The organism is Gottfriedia sp. NPDC056225 (assembly GCF_042267765.1).
In the GTDB taxonomy this organism is placed as follows: Bacteria; Bacillota; Bacilli; order Bacillales; family Bacillaceae_G; genus Gottfriedia.
The window spans coordinates 165,120-189,991 of the sequence record NZ_JBHJTJ010000003.1 but is presented as its reverse complement, the minus strand read 5'-3'; the positions used below and the strand labels follow the sequence as shown (position 1 = coordinate 189,991).

The 24,872-nt window shown below is 32.4% G+C and carries 18 protein-coding genes; 3 read left to right on the top strand and 15 right to left on the bottom strand.

From position 1 onward, the window contains the following. Nucleotides 1–125 precede the first annotated feature (125 nt). From ACFCYN_RS04240 to ACFCYN_RS04225, 4 genes are all read right to left on the bottom strand, one after another. Nucleotides 126–461: an antibiotic biosynthesis monooxygenase gene (locus ACFCYN_RS04240; protein ID WP_172445938.1), complete on the bottom strand. Its 336-nt coding sequence runs from the start codon at nt 459–461 to the stop codon at nt 126–128. Nucleotides 462–537: 76 nt separating this feature from the next. Next, on the bottom strand, nt 538–1,350 hold the full coding sequence (locus ACFCYN_RS04235) for an ABC transporter ATP-binding protein (RefSeq protein ID WP_375947741.1): 813 nt from the start codon (nt 1,348–1,350) through the stop codon (nt 538–540). Next, nucleotides 1,337–2,404: a FecCD family ABC transporter permease gene (locus tag ACFCYN_RS04230; protein WP_375947739.1), complete on the bottom strand. Its 1,068-nt coding sequence runs from the start codon at nt 2,402–2,404 to the stop codon at nt 1,337–1,339. Before ACFCYN_RS04230 ends, ACFCYN_RS04235 begins: the two co-directional genes overlap by 14 nt. 81 nt (nt 2,405–2,485) lie before the next feature. Continuing rightward, nucleotides 2,486–3,418 carry an ABC transporter substrate-binding protein gene (locus ACFCYN_RS04225; RefSeq protein WP_375947738.1) on the bottom strand — a complete coding sequence of 311 codons (933 nt, stop codon included), beginning with the start codon at nt 3,416–3,418 and terminating at the stop codon, nt 2,486–2,488. 363 nt (nt 3,419–3,781) lie between these two features. On the opposite strand from ACFCYN_RS04225, the gene ACFCYN_RS04220 reads away from it, so the two are divergent. From ACFCYN_RS04220 to ACFCYN_RS04210, 3 genes are all read left to right on the top strand, one after another. Next, complete coding sequence (locus tag ACFCYN_RS04220) at nt 3,782–4,282, top strand: HugZ family pyridoxamine 5'-phosphate oxidase (protein ID WP_172445942.1); 501 nt, start codon at nt 3,782–3,784, stop codon at nt 4,280–4,282. Nucleotides 4,283–4,600: 318 nt separating this feature from the next. Continuing rightward, on the top strand, nt 4,601–5,662 hold the full coding sequence (locus ACFCYN_RS04215; RefSeq protein ID WP_375947735.1) for a Surface layer protein: 1,062 nt from the start codon (nt 4,601–4,603) through the stop codon (nt 5,660–5,662). A 678-nt stretch (nt 5,663–6,340) separates the two neighbouring features. Next, a complete protein-coding gene (locus tag ACFCYN_RS04210) occupies nt 6,341–7,207 on the top strand; it encodes a hypothetical protein (protein WP_375947733.1) in 867 nt (288 codons plus the stop codon). 271 nt (nt 7,208–7,478) lie between these two features. Here the strand turns inward: ACFCYN_RS04210 and ACFCYN_RS04205 are convergent, their stop codons facing one another. The 11 genes from ACFCYN_RS04205 to ACFCYN_RS04155 form a co-directional block, all read right to left on the bottom strand. Then, nucleotides 7,479–8,567, bottom strand: a complete 1,089-nt coding sequence (locus ACFCYN_RS04205) for a DNA alkylation repair protein (RefSeq protein ID WP_375947732.1) — start codon at nt 8,565–8,567, stop codon at nt 7,479–7,481. 18 nt (nt 8,568–8,585) lie between these two features. Then, nucleotides 8,586–9,356 carry a hypothetical protein gene (locus ACFCYN_RS04200; RefSeq protein ID WP_375947730.1) on the bottom strand — a complete coding sequence of 257 codons (771 nt, stop codon included), beginning with the start codon at nt 9,354–9,356 and terminating at the stop codon, nt 8,586–8,588. Further along, on the bottom strand, nt 9,337–9,834 hold the full coding sequence (locus tag ACFCYN_RS04195; protein WP_375947728.1) for an ECF transporter S component: 498 nt from the start codon (nt 9,832–9,834) through the stop codon (nt 9,337–9,339). Before ACFCYN_RS04195 ends, ACFCYN_RS04200 begins: the two co-directional genes overlap by 20 nt. 13 nt (nt 9,835–9,847) lie before the next feature. Beyond that, on the bottom strand, nt 9,848–10,447 hold the full coding sequence (locus ACFCYN_RS04190) for a histidine phosphatase family protein (protein WP_375947727.1): 600 nt from the start codon (nt 10,445–10,447) through the stop codon (nt 9,848–9,850). Then, nucleotides 10,444–11,184 carry an adenosylcobinamide-GDP ribazoletransferase gene (cobS, locus tag ACFCYN_RS04185; RefSeq protein ID WP_375947725.1) on the bottom strand — a complete coding sequence of 247 codons (741 nt, stop codon included), beginning with the start codon at nt 11,182–11,184 and terminating at the stop codon, nt 10,444–10,446. Before cobS ends, ACFCYN_RS04190 begins: the two co-directional genes overlap by 4 nt. A 10-nt stretch (nt 11,185–11,194) precedes the next feature. Further along, nucleotides 11,195–11,752: a bifunctional adenosylcobinamide kinase/adenosylcobinamide-phosphate guanylyltransferase gene (cobU, locus tag ACFCYN_RS04180; protein ID WP_375947833.1), complete on the bottom strand. Its 558-nt coding sequence runs from the start codon at nt 11,750–11,752 to the stop codon at nt 11,195–11,197. Between the two features lie 146 nt (nt 11,753–11,898). Then, nucleotides 11,899–13,014: a Ger(x)C family spore germination protein gene (locus ACFCYN_RS04175; protein WP_172445951.1), complete on the bottom strand. Its 1,116-nt coding sequence runs from the start codon at nt 13,012–13,014 to the stop codon at nt 11,899–11,901. Nucleotides 13,015–13,022: 8 nt separating this feature from the next. After that, nucleotides 13,023–14,480: a spore germination protein gene (locus ACFCYN_RS04170; protein WP_172445952.1), complete on the bottom strand. Its 1,458-nt coding sequence runs from the start codon at nt 14,478–14,480 to the stop codon at nt 13,023–13,025. Continuing rightward, nucleotides 14,477–15,547, bottom strand: a complete 1,071-nt coding sequence (locus ACFCYN_RS04165; RefSeq protein ID WP_375947722.1) for a GerAB/ArcD/ProY family transporter — start codon at nt 15,545–15,547, stop codon at nt 14,477–14,479. The genes ACFCYN_RS04170 and ACFCYN_RS04165 overlap by 4 nt, the downstream gene beginning before the upstream one ends. A gap of 267 nt (nt 15,548–15,814) precedes the next feature. After that, nucleotides 15,815–19,987: a S8 family serine peptidase gene (locus tag ACFCYN_RS04160; RefSeq protein WP_375947720.1), complete on the bottom strand. Its 4,173-nt coding sequence runs from the start codon at nt 19,985–19,987 to the stop codon at nt 15,815–15,817. A gap of 540 nt (nt 19,988–20,527) precedes the next feature. Then, nucleotides 20,528–24,688: a S8 family serine peptidase gene (locus ACFCYN_RS04155; RefSeq protein ID WP_375947718.1), complete on the bottom strand. Its 4,161-nt coding sequence runs from the start codon at nt 24,686–24,688 to the stop codon at nt 20,528–20,530. Nucleotides 24,689–24,872: the final 184 nt, after the last annotated feature.

Sequence of the window (24,872 nt, the reverse complement as noted above, 5' to 3'; positions counted from 1 at the left end):
AATAATATTCCTATCGTTACCTTTAGGTTTATAATTATGTATTGGATTAGAAAGTCTTTATTTAGAATTCAACAAGATACTATTCAAAATAATGCACAAAAAAAAGAGCCCGTTTTGGACTCTGATTAATTATATTCTTCTGGTAAATGCTCAACTTGAATTTCATAGCAAGTCAGCTGTGAGCCTAACATAATGCTATTCTCTTTAGAAGCCTGTTGCTCAGTGCGTTTTGCATGAGCTCCACGGAATGAATCAGAATTTACCCAGTTATGAAAGTTCTCCATTGACTCCCATGTTGTACATACTCTAATTTCATCATATTCCTTTACATCCATTGTTTTTAAAACTTGCATTCTAACAAAACCTGGAAATTTATGTATCCCTTTAGAAACTCTAAATCGTTCAATTACTTCGTCAGCATGACCTTTTACAACTTTAATTGTATTCGTAGTCATAATCATTTTAAATACCTCCTATTTTCATCTGAACGCGGTGCAAGTTGACTTCCACACACCAAAAGATAATTTCTTTTTTCGCTTAGCTTTTTACAAAACGTACTTTCTCATATTCATTCGTTTTACTTATATTTCTTTTTGGTGTAAAAAACGGTCGGTTACCGTTACTGTATATTTCTACATCTATTTCAAATATGTCATGAAACATTTGTTTACAAATAACACTTTCCGAATTTCCATCGTATTTGATTTGCCCATTTTTCATTACTATTAACCGATCGCTATAACTAGCAGCTTGGTTAATATCATGAAGAACCATTATAACTGTCATACCAAATCGATCATTTAGCATTTGAACTAATTCCATAACTTCCAATTGATGAGCAATATCTAAAAAAGTTGTTGGTTCATCTAATAAAAGTACACTTGGGCGTTGTGCTATTGCCATTGCAATCCAGGCTCTTTGTCTTTCTCCACCAGAGAGTGATTGTAAAAATCGAAACTCAAATGACTGTAAGTTGGTAACTTCTAGCGCCCAATCGATGATTTTTTCGTCTTCATCATCTAACTTTTGAAACCAGCCTTTATGTGGATTTCTGCCAAAGGAAACAAGTTCTCTAATTGTTAGATCAAGTTCACTGTTTTGAATTTGTGGAAGCATCGTTAATTTTTTTGCGATTGCCTGCCTACTTAGATTCTTTATTTCATTTCCATCTAATAATACAGCACCCTCATTAGGCTTTAAGAGATTTGAAATAATTCTTAGCATTGTCGACTTACCTGAGCCATTTGGTCCAATTAGACTAACAATTTCTCCTTTAGTAACTTCCACATTAATATCTTTTAGTGAAAATGTTTCGGAATGTGCAAAAGAAATATCCTTAGTTAAAAGCACGAGTTTTTCCTCCTTTATTTAAAATGTATAGGAAGAACGGTCCACCTAAGAAAGAAAGTAATACACCTACAGGCAATTCAATTGGGTCAAACCAGCTTCGTGCAATTGTGTCTGCAAGTACTAGAAATACTCCCCCACCTAATGCTGATAATGGTAAAACATATCGATAGTCATTTCCAACAATCATTCTCAAAATATGTGGAATAACAAGTCCTATAAAGCCGATTAATCCAGACACACTTACCGCAACACCGGCTAAAAATGTACTAATTACGATTAAAAAGAATCTGCTACGCTCTACATTATGACCAAGGATTTTTGCTACTTCATCACCTAAGTTAAGAATCTTAATATGTTTAATTGCAAAAAGCGATAAGACTAAAGCAGGTACCGCATAAATTGAAACGACCTTTGCTTGGTCCCAAGATGCTCCTGAAATCCCTCCAGCCATCCATGGCAAAACTGCTTGAACTCGGTCGCTAAATAATAACATTAATGCGCTCATCGCAGCTCCAATTACAGAATTTACAGCTACTCCTACTAATATAATTCTTGAAGGAGATGACCCTTTTTGCCACGCTAAACTGTATATCAACATGGCTGTTACAAAACCACCTGAAAAAGCAGCGATTGGTAATAACATGATGAATTGAGGGAGAACAATCATAATAATGACTGCCATTAATGCAGCTCCTGAAGATACACCGATTATTCCAGGATCTGCAAGCGGGTTTTTCATCACACCTTGCATGATTGTACCTGAAACTGCCAAACACATCCCAACTACTAATCCGACAATGATTCGTGGTAATCTTAACTCCCAAACAATTGTATGAAGCATTTCATCCTTTGAATTAAATAAACCTTCCCAAACTTCATGTAGACTAAGCTTAACGCTTCCGGTAATTGTTGAATAAAGTACAACCAGTACAATCGAAATTAATAAAAAGATTAGTGTTGTTACTCGTCTCTTTGTAAACGGATGTACCCTATTTTCTTTAATTGCTATTGGCTCACTCTGTGTTTCAACTACATTAGATTGCCTCTCCATCATATAGTTCCCCCGTATTTCATAAATAGAAAAAATATAAGGTGATATGATAATAGAATTCATATCACCTATTAATCGATTTAATTATTTGTTTTTCTTAGCTTTAACTTTTAATAACTCTTTGTTCATATAATCTAAAGCATTCGTAATTTTCACACCTGGACTAGCTGCAAATAAGTCACTTGGTAAGAAAATAACATTTTTCTTTTTAACTGCTTTTAAATTTTTCCATGAACTTGAAGACATTAGCTTAACCATAGCTGCCTTTGTTTTCTTTTGGTCTGTATGAGTAATCATAAAAATAACATCTGGATTACTTTTAACAATTCTCTCTGTACTTAAGTTTGCATAACCTGGGAAATCTTTAACTTGTGAGAAACTTGAAGCTATATTTACTCCACCTGTTTTCTTTAATACATCTCCTGAGAATGAACTTGGAAGAGCAACTAAAGAATTTGAACCTGAGCCAAACAAAATAACAGCTCTAACATTTGTTTTACTTTTACTAAATTTTTTTATACGGCTATCAATTTTACCTGTTAATACTTTTGCTTTTTTCCCTTTGTTTAACACTTTCCCAAGTAAAGTAATACTTTTTTTAATATCATTAACTGATGCTCCAGAAGTGATAACAACCTTTACTCCAAGCTTTTCTACTTTTTTAATATTTGCTTTAAATGCAGTAGTCGCAATAACAACGTCAGGTTTTACACTAACAATTTTTTCATAGTTTGGTGAATAAACTGTTCCAATTTGAGTAATTTTTTTCAAGTTAGAATCAACTGGTGTAACTGTCGTTGGACGGCCGACAATTTTAGAACCTAATGCTTTAACTGTGCTTAGATCACCAGCACTTAATATCGCTACTCGTGTTGGAGCTTTCTTAAATGTCACTGTTCTATTTGCAAAATCCTTTACAGTGATTTTTTTTGTTGCTGCTTCAGAAACCGAAGTATTAAATGCTAGTAAGCTAAAAGTTACTAAAACCGATAACATGCTTAATAAAAACTTTTTCATAGATAACTCCTCATGTTTAGTTATTAATGATTATCATTATCAATTACACCCTTCGAATTGATAATAATTTACACTGAGAATAATTGTCAATTAGATTTTTCAATTTTTTTAATCTTTTTCTAATTTGGAATCAATTTATTCCGCTCCATCTCTGTCATGAAGAAAAATTATAAAAAAGGTTTCCACCATTCCCCTCCCCTTATGTTCCCGTCGCAAATTCTCTACACTAAGAAAAAAACTATTTAATTACAGAATAATATGGAATTTCATATTGCAATTGATAATGATAATTGTTATCATCTAGAATAGCTTATAATCTACATATAATTTTAGAAGCTAAAAACATCTTTCTGGAGGCTTTCTATGCAAAAACAACCATCGATTGAAACAATCAAACAGAAATATATCGAATTTGTTAACGAATCAAAAACTTTTTCCATTAGTACGCTAGATCAAAATGGCAATCCTTTTATTAGTTACGCACCTTTTGTTAAGCATGAGGGAAAACTATATATTTTTATAAGTGGTATTACAGAGCACTATAAATTTATTGAGGAGAATGAATTGATTCATATCATGATGATTGCCGATGACTCTAAATCACCTAATCTATTTGCAAGAGAACGTGTTCGTTTTCAATGCACGTCTGAAAACATTGGGAATGATCATAAAGAAGAAATTTTTTCCAAGTTCGAGGAAATTCATGGAGCATCAATGATAAAACTACTTCGAGGACTAGCTGATATGTCATTATTTGAACTTACTCCTATCCATGGGAGATATGTCGTTGGATTTGGATCTGCGTACGACGTCGATCTTTCTGGAAATAAATTTGAACATGTTATAGTTGATAAAAATAAATAATTACTCTATCCACTTTCACCATAAATCGATTAATTATGTGAAAGTGGTTTTTATTTCTCCACACTCTAAAGCTTTTAAAGAAAACAGAGTCGTTGTTACACTTATAAGTATTATCTAAAAATGAAAACCACTTCTATTTTTTCTCCGCTACCAATTACTATTTTCTTAATGTATAAAAAAAAATAATTGACATTAGTTCTCAATAGCGTATATGATTTTAATGAAAATGATAATCATTATTAATTAAACTTTACACCTTCACCTATTTTTACAAAGTTTTGTATTTTATTTATCATTTTCTGATAGGAGATCTAACGAATGAAAATTAAATCAATTATTAATATGGCAGCAGTTGGTGCTATTATTGCAAGTTCCGTTGTATTAACTAAACCTACTTCCACTGGCGCAACAGTTTACGTTGGTAAAATAGTTAACGAATCAAAAGCTCAAATGAAAAAAGCATATAACTCGTATTACATCCCAGTTCAAAAGACTGGTAAATTAGCTAATAAAGCTACTGTTGTAGCTGAATATAACAAAGCAAAAAAACAATATAATTATTCAAAACAAACGATCAATAAATATTCCAAGAAGGCAAAGAAAAAATATTTAACGGACCTTAATAACACATATAAAATGTATATTACGAAACGTGTTGAACCTTATCTAAAAGCAACGACATCTTTAGATAACTCTGTAAAGGTTGAATCTGAACTTCAAACTGCAGTTTTAGATGAAGATTTAGATGCTGTGATCGTTGCACATAGTAAACTAGGAAAATATGTATCATCGAAGCAATTATCTCTTTATAATCACGTTTATGATGCAAAAACAAGAAAAATTTTCTTGAATGAGTATAAAGATCAATCTTCTAAATATAAACAGTATCGATATGACGTTACAATTTCTAAAAAGTTGGATCAAACTGCTGATCTACTGGAATATGGCAAATTAGCAAAAGCGAATACGATCTTGAAATCTGTTAAGCCTATATTAAATCGCACATCAGCAACATTTAAAGAAGATCTAACAAACGAATATAATGATTTATTAGAAGTATATACTGATGCAATTAAACCTCCTACTGCTGAACTCGATTATATTGATGCGACAAATGGAAAATTAACACTTGAATTTGATATGGGTGTTTCTACATTATCAATTAAAGATTTAAAAGTATCAGTAAGTATAAATGGCGGTACCGAGCAAACAATCACGCCTACTAGCATCACGCTTAGTGCTGACAAATCAACTGCATTCATTATTGTAGATCAAATTAAAGCAACTTCTACAGTACAAAGTGTAGAATACTCCGTCGTATATAAAGGTGATAAAACAACTGCAGATCCATTTGAAGTAAGTGCTTTACAATCTAATTAATCGAAAAAGATAATTTTAAAAGGCCGACCTAAAAGTCAGAGTACCTGATTATAGGAGGCCTCTTTTTAACTTTCGAGATCTGTCGGGGGATATTCGCTTGATTTTCTTGTTAGATTTGATTTTATGTTCATCATTTACAAATATTTAGTAAATTTCTTCACTTTTTTTAAAGAAATAGAGCAATTTTATTAATTTCCACTATTGAGTATCTACTTCTTAGCAATAATTAAGCTGGGATACCCTAACCCGTATAGGTAATATCTTATCTAATTTGGGATTCTAGAGAATTTAATTGCAGATTCTCTATTTTTATTTGCACTTCGTCTTTTATTTTCAGTTTTTGTATTCTTATTTGCACATTTCAACACTCGTATTTACACTACGACATTTATTCAAATTACTCTTCTTTTGATACCCCCTTATTCACAGCGTTAAAATATGACTTATCTATTAAATAAGTAATCTATAGATTGAATCCATTTCACTTTACGTGCGTTTTGCTGCAGTCTGAATTCAATGTTATAGGCAACAGAACGACTATAAAATCATACTGTAATTAATGTGATATTTATTTTTCGCCTAATAAATGTTAAATAGTGCATTTTAATAAAAATTTCTAACCTTACTGATTTAAATTTGTTACGATTAAACTAGTATGATTTAAGAAAGGATTGTAATATGACAATAACTTATCGTTTTTATGAGAGTCCTTCAGATCTTGATTTACAGTATGATTTTTGGAATAAAATAACGAATTCTTTAAGGTATGCCTGGAAAGCAACATTGTCTCCTAAACTATTTGAAAATCAGTCGGAATTTAATGAGAAATCTAGATGCTTTGCATTTGATGGGGATGAACTTGTAGGATATATGAGTTTCTCCGGAAAGGGAGAATTTGTATCGTTAGGCTATCCATGGGTATTACCAGAGTATGAGGATACTGTACGAGATGAACTATTTGAAAGAGTTTACCAATTTGCTATAAGTGAAGAATATGGCGGAAAATTACTTGCACAGCGATTTAGAGGTCAATGGTCAAAACAAATAGATTATTTCGTATCTAAAGGTTTCAATATTACAAGTCGTTCACAAATTGTTGGGGCACATTATCCACTACTTATTAAAACTATACAAAATATCCCTGGATTTACTTTCGAAATAAAAGATCAATTTCAATTTAATGTTTGGAAAGATTTAAAAATGAAACAACAAATTCTTACTAATGAACAAGTTGCTATGATGAATGAATATTATAACTCTATAGAATTTGACTATGCAGTTGAATGTAAATTGGAAAATCAAACTATCGCCTATTGCGGAATTACAATACGTCCTGACACCAAGTATTCTGAAATTTTAGCTGTAGCATATACAGATGCAGCTATTCCATATTTTTATGATATTATGTCAGTCATCCATAATGAGAACATTAATCGAAAAGTAACAACTGTTACAATAACTAAGTCTCAAATTCCTAAAGTAGTCCTACAGGAAAAACTTGGTTTTACTCCTTTAACAGAAGATGTGATGATGCATAAGAGATAGTTGGCACACAAATAGTGAAAACCCGCACGGAATTACGAATTTCTAGCGGGTTTTTTGTGCTTTTACTTGAAATTGCGTCGGTAACTATTGCATAACTTACCATAAATCGGTTTCAAGCAATTTTATGCACAAAAACACTCTTGTTATGCACGAAAAATGGGTAAATTATGATCAAAGTTCACAACTTTATAAACAAAATACATAATTTGTTCCATAATATAAAGGGAACTGTCTCAAAGTAGATCGACTTGAGACAGTTCCTTTTTCAATTCTACTCTACAATAAAGTCACAACTTCCACATACCGCGCCGTTAATCAGCAGGCTGATCGTGTGTTGGCCAGGGTAGTGCTTTCTTGTTGATAAGTTTTTGAATGAGTGAGATTTGTTATATGATAATGTTTTGTTTTTCTCGATTGTGTTTTCGGATATTTTGAAGATTTTTTTTGTGCGGTTTCCTTTTGCTTTTACGTAATCAATTGCAAATTCGATTCTAATTTTTGTAGGGGTCGGTTCGTCACTATGAATCTTAAATGAAAAGTTTAGGTCCTCACCGATTTCTATTTTGTCTGATTGCAATTGGAAATTTTCAATATTGATTGCATTTGTCGTTTGGAATCCGAAAATCGTTAAAGCTTCTATATTCCCCTTTTTAAGAAGAGTTCTACATGCATGCTTAATAATCCAATTTGTATTTGGATCTTTTCCATACCATTCTTTTGCAATCTTTAATACTAGATTAGGATGGTCTTTTGAAATGTCATTTAAATTATTCGCTACGCTTTTACGAACATATAATGACTCGTCTTCTTTTAAGTTTTCTAAAATTGGAAGAATCGGAGTTGGATCTATTTTCAAGCTTTTTAGAACCATCCCCCACGGTAATTTCGGACGACATCCTTCACTTGCAAGTCTTCTTACATGTTCATTATGATGAGTAGACCATTTTAGCATTTGAGCCATCATTCGTTCTTGGTCTTGAACGATAAACGGCCTAACCGCAAATTCAGAAGTTGAGTGCTGTGTAAATAATTCTAGCGCTTCCATCGATTGATCCCAATTTTCTAAACCGTATACCTCTACAAAATCAGGAAAAATAATACTACTTAGTTGATTTGTTGGAAACTTATTTAATATACTCCTTAAAATCTCAATCGATATTTCATAATTACTAGGTAATAACTCCCCTAAACAAATCGTAATATGTCTCATTCTCTCCTTTAAAGTTTTATCTTCCCACTCTTCATCGAAGATTTTATCGATAAAAGTATCGCGATTAAAATCTTTATATACATTCTTGATCTCATTTGCAATTTTTAATATTAAATTATAGTTATATATATCCTTTAAAGCTTCTGCCATCTTTATTCTCCAATAACATTATTTAATTTCACCTAATAAAGTGAGTGGCTGTGGGATTAATCTTTTTAATTCTTCAATAGAATCCTTTTTAATAATTGCTAGTGCACATGTCGCTGGTCCAGCTGATTTATGTAACTGGATGCTAGTTTGATTTAAATATTTGATCTCTTTATTATGTGTTTCCATCAATTGATTTAATTCAAATAGCACACCTTTTGAACCGATTGGTAAAACATCAGAAACATCTTTGTTACTAGTTAACTGCTTTAATGAATTAAAATTAATGATTTCATTTTTATTTTCATTCAAATCTTCTACTACTTCTTGTCCTACTTTTGGATAACCAATCAATATGACCACGTCACCCGAATTTACTTCTTTTCTATTAAATGGATTATAGATTTCACCCATTAAAGTGATTCCTAAACCCGTTTGTTTTGTTGGTATGTTTTCTTCAGTACTTCCAGTAATATTTATATTTAAATCATCTTCGTAAAAATTTGCTTCATTATATTCTTTTATCGCTTTTTCAATACCGTTTATAATTCGTTTCCCTCTACCGTCCATTTCTACACATAATGTATTAATTAACACTTTAGGCTTCGAACGAAAAGCTAGCGTTTCAACTAAACATAATTTTGCAGTTAAATAACCAACTATTTCTTCATCAACTCTTATGTAATCAAGCTCACTCATCCCTATTCCACCGCAGCTATCACATGCTATTGTAAAATATCGATTTGAATCTATTTGCATTAAAGTTAAATCCCTAAATTTTGAAGTTTGCACGTTTCATCACCTTTTGAAGTATATATGCTAATACAATATTTACCGCTGATGCTAAAGTTAATGGCAGAACCATCAAGATAAAAAAACTACTCACAGTCTTAAATGTAAATGAATGATTTAAATAAGCAATTAATAGACCGCTTAATATTGTTGCAACTGGACCATTTAAAATAATTGCGACGATCATCGCAATGTATTTGTTTATTTTTTTAAATAATACGCCATAAATCCAAACGATCACAAGCATTTGAATTGCAATAAATAAATGCACTGGTACTGTAAATGGAAAACCAGATGTAAGTGCTGTAAGAAGATGACCAAGCGCTCCTACAACCCCGCCGGCAATTGGAGATAATAAGATTGCAGCAAGAAAAGCCGGCAATGAATCAAATGCAATTGAATAAATAATTTTTATATTAGACAAAATTGCACTTAATGCGATAAACAATGAAAGTAAAACTATTCTTTTTGTGTTCAATTTCCTCATCCTCTTAATTAAGTTGAATAATATTTTTCAAAAATCCAAAGTCATCATTATATTCAATTTCAATAATACATCCATTACTTGTATAAAACTTCCAAAATTGGCTTAAATCTAAATGGAGGAAATTTAAGAGTAGGAGCTTCATAATGCCTCCATGCGTAACAACGATTATGTCTTCATTCAATGCAATCATCTCACGTACAAATTCATTCACTCGATCTGCACACTGCTTTAGGCTTTCTCCATTCGGAATTTGAAAATTTATTAAATCTTTGTTCCACTTTTCAACAATTTCAGGTACTTCTTTTAAAAGTTCAGCATATGATTTCCCTTCGAATAATCCAAAATTTGTTTCATGTATTCGGCTATCAATTTTTTGGGATACACCTGTTAACATTTCAATCTCTTCACTTAATGCCTTACATCTGCGAAGCGGGCTTGAATACAAAGTGTAGTTTGACGTCGAATCAATCATTTTGGATAACTGAGAAACGACTTTTTTCATTTGAAGTAAGCCAGCTTCCGTTAGATCAAAATCCGTCTTCCCTGCATAAACCTTCTGTTTGTTTCCAATGCTCTCTGTATGCCTAATTAAAATTATTCTCATATTAATCTCTCACCAATAACAGCAAAAATTAAAAAGCATAATTGAGACACTTCAATCGTAAATCCAATGACATCCCCAGTAATTCCATCAATTTTTTGATTGATCCTCTTCGTTACAAATCCGACGAAAATAAATGTCACAAAGATTGCCATAATAATCCCCATTTCGTTTAGTAAGACACTGCCTAAACAAATGAGTAACATATATAAAATTAATACAATGACAGAACTATTTTTTTTTGCTTCTATAATAAACTGACTACCAAATCCTTCATTTCTAGCATAAGTACTTAATCGACAAACAAACAGAGCTATACATCTTCCTACAATCGGAAACAAAAAAATCACAAACGCCGTACTCTTCGTAAGAAATAACCAGTCTCCTAAAAATAGAATGATTAAAGAAATAACGCCAAAAGCACCAATACGACTATCTTTCATAATTTCGAGTATTCTTTCTTTTGAACGATGACTAAATATTCCATCTGATGTATCTGCAACTCCATCAAAATGCAATCCACCTGTTAAAAGTAAATATAATAGTAAAATAAGAAAAGCTACCGCATCTTTGTCCAAAATGAACGATATTCCACTTTCCAAACTAACAAGAATAATACCAAATAATACTCCTACTAAAGGAACCAATCTTATTCCTTTTCCTAGTTCAGCTTCTATAAACTCATAGTTTTTAACTGGTATTGTTGAAAAAAAACTGAGTACCATTTTAAATCGATTCATATCGCTACTCCTACTTTATTCTTAGTGGTATACCAGCTGTGACGAGGATCACTTCTTCAGCTCTAGATGCAATTTTTTGATTTATTCGCCCAGCAATATCTCTAAAAATCCTGCCAAGCCTATAAGCTGGAACTAGTCCATATCCTACTTCATTCGATACAATTAATAATGACTTTTCAAGTTGTTTACAAACATCAATCAGTTCATTCACTTCTTTTTCTATAAATAATTCTAACTCGTTAATTTGTTCATTATTTATCGTTTCAAAATCAATATCGGTATATCGTTCGAACATTAAATTAGTAATCATAACCGTCATGCAATCTACTATTACATACTTCGCTTGTAAAAATTTTCCTTCCATTTTTAACTTGTTAAATTGTTTATATTGCTCAACAGTATGCCAATCACTTGAACGTTCTTCTTGATGTCTTTTTATTCTTTCATTCATGTCTCCATCTGTTGGAATAGCTGTAGCAATATAAACAACATCATTTTGATTTGATTGTAATTCTTTTATTCTTCTTTCTGCGTAAGAACTCTTTCCACTTCGAGCTCCTCCAATCACAAAAATCAAATTCTTCACCCCCACAATAAAAAACTTACTTTGTTCTTATCTATCATAATTCATTTTCGATAAAAATGAGCAAAAAAAAGAAGGTAGAATTTTAAAAATTACCTTCTTTTTATGCTTCTTCTCTTTTCGTTACATTTTTATCTTTTATAAACTTTACTGCCTAAAATATCAACATCAACTTTAATATCTTTTATTAACTTAATATCGATTTCATTTAACGTTTTTATATCCCATTCTTTACGATCGTACCGATAAGGCTTTTCTGAAATATTGAGCAGGTCTGCATGAAGCTCTTCTCCTTTTTTAATTGTTTTTAAAATCTCTTTTTTTATTCTCCTACTAATTTTTGCAGAAATTTTCTTCTTACTTAGATGATGCTCATTTTGCACGATCGCTACTTTTGTTTTTACTTTAATAATATACTTTGGCTTTTTACCACCTTTTACGACTTTAACTGATCCTCTGGAACTTCTAACTACTAAATTTAAATTACCTGAATCAAGTGTAAGTGGTAAGGTATAATTTTTTTGTTCAATAAAATCTAATGCTTTTAAATCCTTTACACTTACTTGCCCTTTATATTTTTGTTGAGAAACAGCGTAAGCACCATTAATATAAGCTACTTTATCTAAATTTTTTTCTTCAAATTTCTTATCTTCGATCCCTAATGAAGGAATTAACAAAGTCCCAACAGGTTGGCTGTATCTCGAAATATATTGATGGAATTGCATGCTTAAAACGATTAAGTCCCCTCTACTTTTATCATTAGGATTCGTTACTACTGTATATAAAAAAGGTAAATTAAAGAAACTTTGACTCAATAGGATTTCTTTGATATCCCGATCCGTACCATAAATCCACATTGTATATCTTAATAATGGTCTTCCGCTTATAAATGAATTAACTTCCTTTAATTTACTTTCGATGACTGATTTACTCAAAATGACACTGTTTATATGTCCGTAATATAAAGGAATTGGTGAATTTGATTCTAATTTAGTAAACGCCTCCTGTATACTTTTACCTTTTGCTTGACCAATTAACGGTGGAGCAGGTATTTGTAATGCACCGCTCTCTTGTTTAGCGATATTCGAAAAATTAAGAGCTTGAATCGTTACAACAAACTGATCGTCTTTAAAATCAATTCCAAAACTTGTGACTAATGTTTGATCAATAATCGTTCGCTCTCCCCAACAACCGGTTAAAACGAATAATTGAAATACCATCAACGTAATAATTAGTAATTTTTTCATCTAATTTCTCACTCCTTCTGACGGTCTTCATCAACAGGATGGAGTGATTGATTTCTTTTCACTTTAAATCTTTGTGGCAACTTTATAACAACATTTAAAAAGTCTGATTTACTTGGAACTGATAATAATGATATATAAGGTTGACCGAAGCTTTCTAATGAAACGACCATTGTTCCTAATAGAAAAAAGCCAGTAAAAAATCCAATTAAACCTAGACCAGATGATAAAAATAAAACTAAAAAGCGGAGAATGACAATATTTCCTGAGATATTCTGATTAATTAATGTATAGCCTGAAATAACAGTTACAGCTACTACAACAAGCATAGATGGTGAGGTTAAACCTGCTCGTATAGCAGCATCACCAATAAATAGCCCTCCTAAAACAGCTACAGTTTGTCCTACTGCTTTTGGTAAACGAATCCCCGCTTCTTTGAATAATTCAAAAAAACCTAACATTAAAGTCGCCTCTAGTGGTGCTGAAAATGGCAACCCATTTCTTGACATACCAATTGTCGCAAGGAATGGATATGGTACTTGATCTAAATGATACGTTATCAATGCAATATAAAAACCAGGTAGAAAAATCGTTGTGATGATTGCCATTATTCTTAAGTACCTTACGACATTCACATAATAAAAACTGGCATGTATATCCTCTGGAGAATATACGAGCTGATTTAAATTTGTTGGACCAATTAGACAAGTAGGATTTCCATCAACAATTACCGCAAATCTCCCTTGATTCAATGACTGTACAATGAAATCTGGCCTACCTATATTATCTAGAAGAGGAAATATTGAGAAAGGTTTATCATATAAAGCTTCCTCAATTTCATAGCTACTTAATACCACATCTTTTTTAATTAAACTTAGACGTTGTTTCACATCTGAAAGAATTGAAGGATTAATAATATCCTCAATGTAAACTAATAAAACCTTCGTTCGACTTCGTTCACCGATTGTATACTCGACACTTTTTAATGTTGATGTCTTAAGTCTTTGACGAATTAATGCCATATTATCTGAAATATTTTCAACGAATCCATCTCTTGGCCCACGAATAGAATTTTCTAAATTAGACTCTTCAGGACTTCGTTTAGGAGGATTGGCAACTGAAATAAAGAAGACATCATTTAAGTAGGAACTAAATATGACTAAATCCCCCGAAAATAAATTTTCTTCAACTTCTTTTTTAAGATTAGATTCTTTCTTCAATCTTTTAACTTCCACTATATTTCTTAATAACTCAAAATTAAATTTCTCTTCTTTTTGGACTATATTAAAAATGTCATTGATAATTTGATTACTAAATTGCATATCAATTAAGTTTGGACAAAACATAATGATCACAAAATGCGAGTCTTCACCTTCTTGATATGATTTCGTTCTAAAATCGATATCTGACGAGTGATTAAATGACTCCATAAATTCTAGTAAGTTTAGAGTTCTCGGTTCTTTTGTCATGCTGAATCACCTTTTAATTTTGAGATAAATAAAAAGATTACCATTAAACATATTAAAAAACATAAATTGATTGGAAAGTAATAGTACTGTAAAAAGTTATAAAAAGACGACGCATTCCAAGGAACCATAACTGCCACTAATAGTGAAATTGATAATACTGGTAAACTCCATTTCTTTCGTCCGCCATAATTGATAATGTAATTTGCGATAAACAAGTTTAAACTAATCCGAATAAAAGCGCCTGACAACCATTGATAAATTGATAAAAAATCCAATCTAGTAATATTCTGTCCTAGCGTTAAAAGTTTCCATTGCTCATAAACTGGATTTCTCATTTTCTCTGCTTCAACAGGTCCAAATTCCATTATTGCCCCTGTCAATGGTCCCAAAATTAACATTAATAATATAAAACTTACTATAATAAGCCATTTTATTTTTACTTTATCTTTTAAAAATGAATTTAAAAATAATATAAAAATCAACTCAAAAAATCCAGAACAAGTATAAATAAACCCATGGAAAAAATCATGATACCCATTTTCAAATACAGGAAATAGTAATCCATAGTCTTTGTTTTTAACATTGCCAACGCCTACTAAAAATCCAAAAAAAACGACCGGCGGTAAAATTAAAAATGCAACCGTACTGATTGTATGAATCCCTTTGTAAACTGCATAAAAGCAAATAAATACAATTAATAACACAACAATAAAATCTGGAATATCCTGCGTATAATTTATATTTGCCCATATAAATGTAAATCGAAAAGTAACGAATGCTGCTAATAAAAAATAAGCTACCAAAATAGCTGATAAAACGTAAGCGATTGGTTTATAAAAAACTTTGAACATTAAAGATAAAATATCTTCATTCTTCAGTTTTTTATAAATATAAAAAACTAACAATGTCCAAATCACAAAAGGAAGAATGCTAGCAACAACCGTAATCCACGAATCTCGATGAGTTGATGTCAAAACACTTGGAACAATAAAAACATGTAACATAAAACCGGTAGACATAATAACTAAAATATAAATATGAGCTGAATAAATAAACTTCTTATTCATGAAAAAGTCTCCCTAAACATCCTTTATTCCTTTAAGTTAACCCGATTTGAATCTCTTTATGTGTATAGAGTAAGGTTTTGGAAGAATAGACGTTGAAAGAAGATGTGAAATCTGTTTGGGGGAATGTTGATTTTCTTATACAGACACTAAAAGACTAGAAGATTTATTAGTCACTTTTTCAATTAAAAAGCCTTCTCCCAAAAATCATCGGGAGAAGGCTGCCTTTGAATTTCCAGTACTTCTTGTTTTCCTGTTTTTTTCCGGCCCTTAATTATTCAATCCTAATTCTGCTAAGATACTATCTAATGTAGCACCTTTATATGATTTTTTAGCTTTAGGCGGATTTGGAACAGTTGAATTTTGTAATCCGAAATTCTTAATTACATAATCCATATCTTTTGCATCAACTACTTTATCAAAGTTAAAGTCAGCTGATGCTTTGTTTGTGCCCCAGTATGTTTGTACGGCTAATGCGTCTAAAACGTCGATTACATCGTCTTTATTTGCATCTCCAGCTGGTGCAACATCTAATAAGTAGCGTAATTGTTTACCGATTAAATCACCGCGGATTTTATCAAATAATGTATCCATTTTTTGATTCATAGTAAAGTGACCTGGTACATCTACTGATAAAGTATAAGGTTTGCTGTCTAGTTTAACACCATCAAACGCATAGTCACCTTGTTTTGATGTAATTGGTGCTTGTAATACTGTTTTACCATCATAAGAATTTAGTGTAATTTTTGCACCTAATTTACTTTGATCAATCGCATAGTTTGTTTCACCTGTTTCAGGGTCTTTTGCACCTTCTACTTGAAGTGTTCCTGTTAGTTTTGAAACAGTTGGTTTAACATTGTAGCCTTCAATATAAGTGTATACATTTTTCGTTTCTACATTTGATGTATCAACTGTTGATGCACCATTACCAGAGAAGTTTATTGCAGAACCTGTTGTAAATGATTTATCAAGTGTTTTAATATCAAAATTAAACAATTGAGTATCTTCAGGTAGCTTAGCTGAACCTGAGTAAGTAAAAGTAAAGTCGTATTGCGTAATATAGTCCCAAGTTGTAGGAGATGTTTTTACTGTAACTTGTGCGTCGCCATATTTTTTAACTTCATCATTCACTTTAATATTATCAATTGTGCCTTGACTATTGTTCAGTTGAATTGTTAATTTAGTTGTTTTTAAATTACTGATATTATTTGCTTTTACAGAGTAATTTACAGTATCACCAGGTACAATGTTTTGCTTATTCGCTTTTAAGTAATAATACGGAGTTGTATTTTTTACGAAAGCGATTCTAATTTGAGCAGTTGGATTTAACGCTGCATCCATACCATAGAATGTTAGAGGTAGTACTGGATATTGGCTATCAACTAATATTTGATCCTTATAGTCCCCATTTTTATCTACATTGATTGGTAACGATGGGAAGAATGAGTTATAAGTATAAACAATCGTATTATCTGATTGATTAGCTTTAATACCATATTTATTAGCTTCATCAATTTCTGGGTCATTTACGTTTATATTGAAGTCATACAACATTTGACCATTTTCATCTAGTTGACTATCACTGTATTCGATAACCTTTTGATCTAGTTTATCAAAGCTTGATGTCATATTAGGAACACCATATTCCAACATAAAGTCCCTTGCTTCAGCAAACGTTTTTCCGCTATCACTTACACCTACAAGTCTTAGTTTGTAGTGCCCTGGTTTAATTGTTTCGTATTTACTACTTATTGGATTTTTCGCATCTCCAGTGAATGGATAGTAAACTGCTCCAACAAGTCTACCAATACTGTAAACTACATCTTCTTTCATTACTGATGTATTAAATGAACCAATCAATCCTAAATCTTCCCCTGTTGTTGGGTCTTGGATCACAACATCTAATGTTTTCATATTAGTTTTTAATGCTACACTTCCATCCATAAACGGATATGCATAAGTTGGGTTTGTTATTTTATTAGAATAAAGCGGATTGTATAAATCAAATGACTTAATTCCTTCTTCTACAACACGAACACCAAATGGGATTTGATATTGTTCAGTTGGATCTGCTGTATTCGTAAATGTAACATATCCTTCATAAGTCCCTTTTTCTGCTGTTTTAGGAATATTTAAGTTAAACTTAATTGATTTTGAACTAATTCCATTTAACTTAACTGATGTAGGGCCTGAAAGTGTTACTTTATTTGATGCTGCGTCCTTTGATCCTCTTAATCCAGTTTGATATTTCACGTCTACTTTAAATGTCTTTGCTTTTTCACTACGATTTTTTAAAGTAACGTTTCGTGAATCTGCAATATCATTATCATCGAATCCAAATGAACCAAAGCTCATCCCACCAGTTAACTCATTAATCAATTTTTCTTTGCCATTTACTATTGTAGGTGTTTTGTCGACTACTTCTAATTCTACGTTTGAGTGAATTGCTTCATAAGCATCTACGCGTCCACTACCTACTTCAAATACGCTATATGCTTGTGATAAAGGATCAGCTGTATTCATTAAGATAGATTTAATATCTTCAGGTTGCAAGTCTTTATTTGACTGAAGTAATAATGCTGATACACCAGCTACATACGGTGTTGCCATTGAAGTACCAGACATACGCTCATAAGCATATTTATAATCTTCTGGTTTTGTGCCATCACCTGTTTTATTATTTACATAAAACGGTACACTTGAAAGAATCGAAACACCTGGAGCTGTCACTTCTGGTTTAATATCATAATTTACTCGTGAAGGACCTCTTGAACTAAACGTAGCTAATTCATCAGACGCTGTTTGTAGCTTAGAATAATCACCAAAAGCAACTTCATTTCTACCTGCTTTAACTGCTTCTGTAATTTTCAATCCATCTTCATATGATACTGAGAATGAAGGAATTGCATCTACCGACTCGCCTAAGAATGCTTGAATCGCACCCTCACTTTTATTATCTACATTATTTGCCATTAAGACGCCTACAGCACCGGCAGCTTTTGCATTTTTGATTTTATCAATTAATGCGATGTCGCCGCGTTGAATATACGCTATTTTTCCTTTTAAATCTTTACCTGTAAAGTCCTCCGGATAGCCTAATCCTACATCGACTAACTGATTTTTAGTCCCTTTTAAAGCTGTTATATCGTCTGAATAGTTTTGAGCTAATTGTCTAAAGTCATATTTGTTTCCATCTTGTGTGCCGTTATATTGATAAAGATCAATCGCTACTGATGAAGCTCCGACCGTTAATGCTAAAGCTGCTGCTCCAGGAGATCCTAAAGTGTCCATTTGGTCTCCATCATTTCCTGCAGCTACAACAGTCGTTACACCACTTAATACGGCATTGTTAACCGCTATGGAAGTTGCATAAAGTGGATCATTTAATGATGCACCTAATGACATATTAATAACATCCATACCATCTTTTATTGCTTTATCGATACCAGCGATAATCGCTTCACTTGTCCCAACACCACCAGGACCTAGTACACGATAAGAGTAAATATCAGATTCAGGTGCTGCTCCAACTTGTTTGTACTCGCTATTTGCTGCACCTCGTCCACCAATGATACCTGCTACGTGAGTACCATGCTCAGTATAATAGTCAGCTCCATCTGCCGAACCTGGCTTACCAGCTTTTACCCAATCCTGATATGTAGTTTCCATTGGATCATTATCATTATCGACAAAGTCATATCCACCTTTGAAAGCATCTTTTAAATCAGGATGGTTATAATCGATACCAGTATCAAGAATACCAACTTTAATACCTTTACCCGTGTAACCTTCAGCATGTAACTTATCCAATCCATCATACGGAGTGTAGTTCGCTACTTTTGACTCGTCTGCTTTTAACTCACTATTCTTATCTGATTCCTTCGGAGGATCAATTGAAAACTTCTCATTACTCCATACTGTTTTAACAGCTTTTGATTTTAGTAGGTTCTTAATTTGGTTTGCTGGTAGACTCATTGACACACCGTTAAAAGCGTTCTTATAAGAGCGTTTAATTTTAAAGTTTACCTTTTTATTATTTTCGTCCTTAAGAACTTGGCCAACTTCATCATTAAATGTTGCATGATCTTGATCCACTAATTTCGCCGCTTGCGACTCGGATAATGATTTACCATCTACTTGAGCTTCAATTTGAGCAACTTTAGCTGGCTTATTAGCAAACTCTACAATAACAGAAGTTTGGTTTGAAGTAGTTTGATCAACATTCTTTGAGATTTGAAGTCCTGTCGCTTCATTTGTTGAAATTTGTTTTAAAGCAGCTCGTTGCTGGGAAGTTAAACTTGCTAGTATTGTTTCTGTTTTTGTTTTCCCTGCTGCTTTTGAAACATTTGTTACATGTGCAATCGGTGCTATAACAACACTAGATGATAGAGCTAATACGGTAAAGCCTGATACAAACTTACTTTTCTTTACTCTTTTCCCCATTTTCCTTCCTCCTGGCTTCTCTTTATCTAAAGTAAAATTAAGCGAAGTTATATGATTTATAAAATAGTAAGCTACTTTTTTTCGTCATATTCTAACTATCCTGCATCAAATTTACTTTCTATATTTATTATTGTTTTTTTTCAATTTTCGGTCAATTGGGTTATCCTTCCCCCTAATTAACCAATAAATAGAAACCTCCCTCTCTACTTTCGACAAAATTCTCCCTTGAAAAAAATAGAAATAACCCAATTTTTGTATTATTTTAGTGGAAAGCAGCACTACTTGAAATTGCTCATCCTATTTTAATTAAACGTTAATTATTCTTTTTCCCTTTAAATAAATGCTTATTTTATAAGCAAATCTCAATAATTATTCCCGTTCAAACTCTTTTAAAATACTTTTTTTCATCACTTATTAGGTCTCAACTTTTATTTGCAGATTTGACCTTTTTATTTGCACTTCACTTCTTTACTATTTCACCGATAGCAATGCAACATCAAAAAGGAAGCCAAATTTTCTGGCTTCCCTTTTGCAAACTTATTATTGATCTAAACCTAAATCTTTTAAAATACTATCTAAAGTTGCACCTTTGTAAGTAGTTTTTGGTTTTGGTGCTTTATCAACAGTAGGATTTTGTAATCCATAGTTTCTAACGACAAAGTCCATATCCTTTTTATCTACTACTTTATCAAAGTTAAAGTCGGCTGTAGCCTTATTTGTACCCCAATATGTTTGTACAGCTAATGCATCTAAAACATCAATTACATCATCTTTATTAACATCTCCAGCTGCAGCTGTTAATAAGCTTACATTATACCTCTTTCCTAAATTCTCACCACGCACTTCATCTGATAAAAGTACTTGTCTATTCATTGTAAAATGTCCAGGAACATCAACTTTATAAGTATAAGGTTTTGGCTCTGCTTTCAGTCCTTCTGCGCTAAATTGTCCGCTTTTATTGATTGTAGGTTGTACAATTGTTTTACCATCATAAGAAGTAACTGTTACTTTTGCACCGATTACACTTTGATCAAGCGCATAATTCGGCTGACCGTTTGCTGGATTAATTGTTCCTTCTAATTTTAATGATCCATCTATCTTTGAGTATGTGTTCTTAATTTTATAAGATTCCATGTACGCATACACATTGCTTGTCTCAACATTTGATTGGTCAATTGTAGACGCCGTCATTGTATACCAATCATTTGGCACACTTCTTGTATATTTCTCTGCTGTTTTCATGTCGAAATTAAACAATTGTAGGTCTTCTGGTAAAGCTTTTGTTCCATTATAAGTAAATGTAAATGTATAAAGCTGACTTGTTCCAAAAGGTACTGAAGTTACTGAAACTTGTGCATCTCCATATTGTTTTACTGCATCATTTACAACAACATTTTTGATTGTTGCTAAGTTCGGATCAACCTTAAAATTAATTTTAGTTGTTTTTAAGGTTTTAATATTATTTGAACGCACACTGTAATTTACAGTATCGCCTGTTGTTACTGTTTGTTTATTTGCCTTCAAATAGTAATATGGGAAATTTTGATCCACAAATACAATTCTTAAGTTGTTTGTAGCATTGCTAGTAAAGTTTTTTGCTGCATCCATACCATAGAAGGAAACTTGTAGTGGTGTAGAACGTTTTTTAACAACAATCTTGTCAGTATAGTTACCGTTCTGATCTGTTTTAATTGGATTAGCTGGGAACGGACTATCGTAGAACGATACAACTGAATTAGTTGACTGATCTACCGGCAGACCCAAACGACTTGCTTCAGCAGTTTCAGGGTCATTTAGATTAATGTTAAAGTCATATAGGTATTGTCCATTTGAATCAAATTGACTATCTTTGTATTCAATTACTTTTTGATCTAGAGAATCAAAGCTTGAAGTCATATTCGGTGCTGCGACATCGTAAACGAAATCTGCAGTTCTTACAAATGACTTACCTTTTTCATTCGTACCAACTAGCTTTAATTTGTATTTCCCTGCTTTTGCTATTACCGGATCATAACTAATTGGATTTTTTGCATCTCCAGTAAATGGATAGTAAATTGAACTGAATCCTCTTCCAATAAAGTAATCTTGATTTTCATTCAATGTGATTGGTGTAAATGAACCAACTAAGCCAAGATCCTCACCTGTTGTAGCATCTTGTAGTAATACATCCAATGTTTTCATATGTGACTTCAATGAAAGATCAAATGATAAAAATGGGAAAGCATTTGCTGGCCAGCTTGTATCCGTACCGAACATTGGGTTGTCAATTTTAAAATAATCAATTCCTTCATCAACTACACGACCACCAAATGGAATCTGATAAGTTTCTGTTGGATCTGCTGTGTTTGTAAATGTAATAAATCCTTCGTATGTTCCTTTTTCTGCTGTTTTTGGAATGTTTAAGTTAAACTTAATATTCTTTTGGCTAATTCCATTTAATTTTACAGATGTAGGCCCTGTTAATGTTACATTATTTTGTGCTGCATCTTTAGAGCCTCTTAAACCACTTTGGAATTTCACATCTACTTTAAATGTTTTCGCTTTTTCACTACGGTTTTTTAATGTGATATTACGAGAATCTGCAATGTCTTTATCATCGAAACCGTATGATCCAAAGCTAATTCCACCAGATAATTCTTTAATAGATTTTTCTTTTCCATTAATAACTGTTGGTGTTTGATCCACTACTTCTAATTCTACATTTGAATGAATTGCTTCATATGGGTCAACACGTCCACTACCTGCTTCAAATACGCTATAAGATTTTGATAATGGATCAGCAGTGTTCATTAAAATCGATTTGATATCTTCTGGTTGTAGGTCTTTATTTGATTGAAGTAATAATGCTGACACACCGGCTACATAAGGTGTTGCCATTGACGTTCCTGATAAGCGCTCATATGCATATTTATAATCTTCAGGTTTTGATCCATCACCTGTTTTATTATTTACATAGAATGGCACAGTTGAAAGAATCGCCACACCTGGAGCTGTTACTTCTGGTTTGATGTCATAGTTTACTCTTGAAGGGCCTCTTGAACTAAATCCTGCTAATTCATCTGACGCTGTTTGTACCTTTTTAAAGTCTCCAAATGCGAAATTTGTGTTACCTGCTTTTATAGCATCTGAAATAGCTAAACCTTCTTCATTTGAAACAGAGAATGCTGGAATTGCATCGACTGATTCACCAAGGAATGATTGGATCGCACCCTCAGCTTTATTTGTTTCATCGTTATACATTAAAACGCCAACTGCACCTTTTGCTTTTGCATTTTTAATTTTATCGATTAGCGCAATCGTTCCACGTTTAATAAAAGCGATTTTTCCGTTTACATCTTTACCATTGAAATCAGCGGGATTACCTAAACCAACATCAACTAATTGATATGTTTTTCCTTTTAATGCTGTTAAGTCGTCTGAATAATTTCTAGCTAATTGTCTTACTGAATAATTCTTTCCATTATTAACGCCTTCGTATTGGTAAACATCTAATGCGATAGATGAAGCACCAACTGTTAAAGCTAATGCAGCAGCACCAGGTGAACCAAGGGTATACATTTGATCTCCACTATTTCCGGCTGCTACTACAGTTGTAACTCCATTTAATACTGCATTGTTTACTGCAATTGAAGTAGCGTAAAGTGGATCGTTTAGCGTTGCACCTAGTGACATGTTAATGACATCCATACCGTCTTGTACAGCACGATCGATCCCAGCAATAATATCTTCCTCAGTTCCTGATCCATAAGGTCCTAACACTCGGTAAGAATAAAGGTCAGCATCTGGTGCTGCACCAATCGTTTTATACTCACTATTTGCTACACCTCGTCCACCAATAATACCAGCTACATGTGTACCATGCTCCGTGTAATAAGTTGATGTGCCACTAACTTCAGGTTGGCCTGATTTTTTCCAATCTGAATAAGTTGTTTCCATCGGATCATTATCGTTATCAACGAAATCATATCCACCTTTATATGCATCCTTCAAGTCTGGGTGGTGATAATCCATCCCTGTATCTAAAATCCCTATTTTAATTCCTTTACCTGTAAATCCTTCTGCATGTAGGCGGTCTAGCGCATCATAAGGAGTATAATTTGCAACGTTTGATTCATCTGCTTTTAATTGATCAGTTTCTTTCGGTGGATCAATTGAAAATGTTTGGTTACTCCACACCTTTTTTACAGCTTTTGATTTTAGGAGATTCTTTATTTGATTTGCTGGTAGGGTCATGGAAACACCATTGAATGCATGTTTATAAGAATGGTTAATTTTATAATCTACCTTTTTACTTTTACCATTTGTCAAAACTTTGCTAACATCTTTCGTAAAAGTATCATGGTCTTGATCAATTAAGTCTTGAGCGTCTGATTTTGTTAAAGTCTTACCTTCCACACTTGCTTCAATTTGCGCAACTTTAGCAGGTTTATTAGCAAATTCTACAATGACCTTAGTTGGTTCAGAAGAGTCTAGATTAATCTCAGAGGAAATTTGCAACCCAGTATCTTCACTAGTTGAAAGCTGATTAAGAGCTGCTCTTTGCTCTGAAGTTAATTTTGCTAAAAGATCTTCCACTTTACTTGGACTTGCTGCTTGTGAAACATTAGTTGCATGTCCTAAAGAACCTAGAATAAAACTTGATGATAAAGCTAAAACCGTAAAACTTTTTAAAACTTTACTTTTTTCTCTCTTTTCCCCCATTTTTCTTCCTCCAGTTCATTTACTTAATAATAATTGCAGTTAATTACTAGAAAACTACTTTTTTGACAACTTTCTCTAGTAATCAACAAAATATAATGAACATTTGTCGTTCATTCCTTCTAATTCCATTATTGTGAATATTCTTTTTTTAATCAATTGGGTTATAGAAAGCCCTGATTTATCA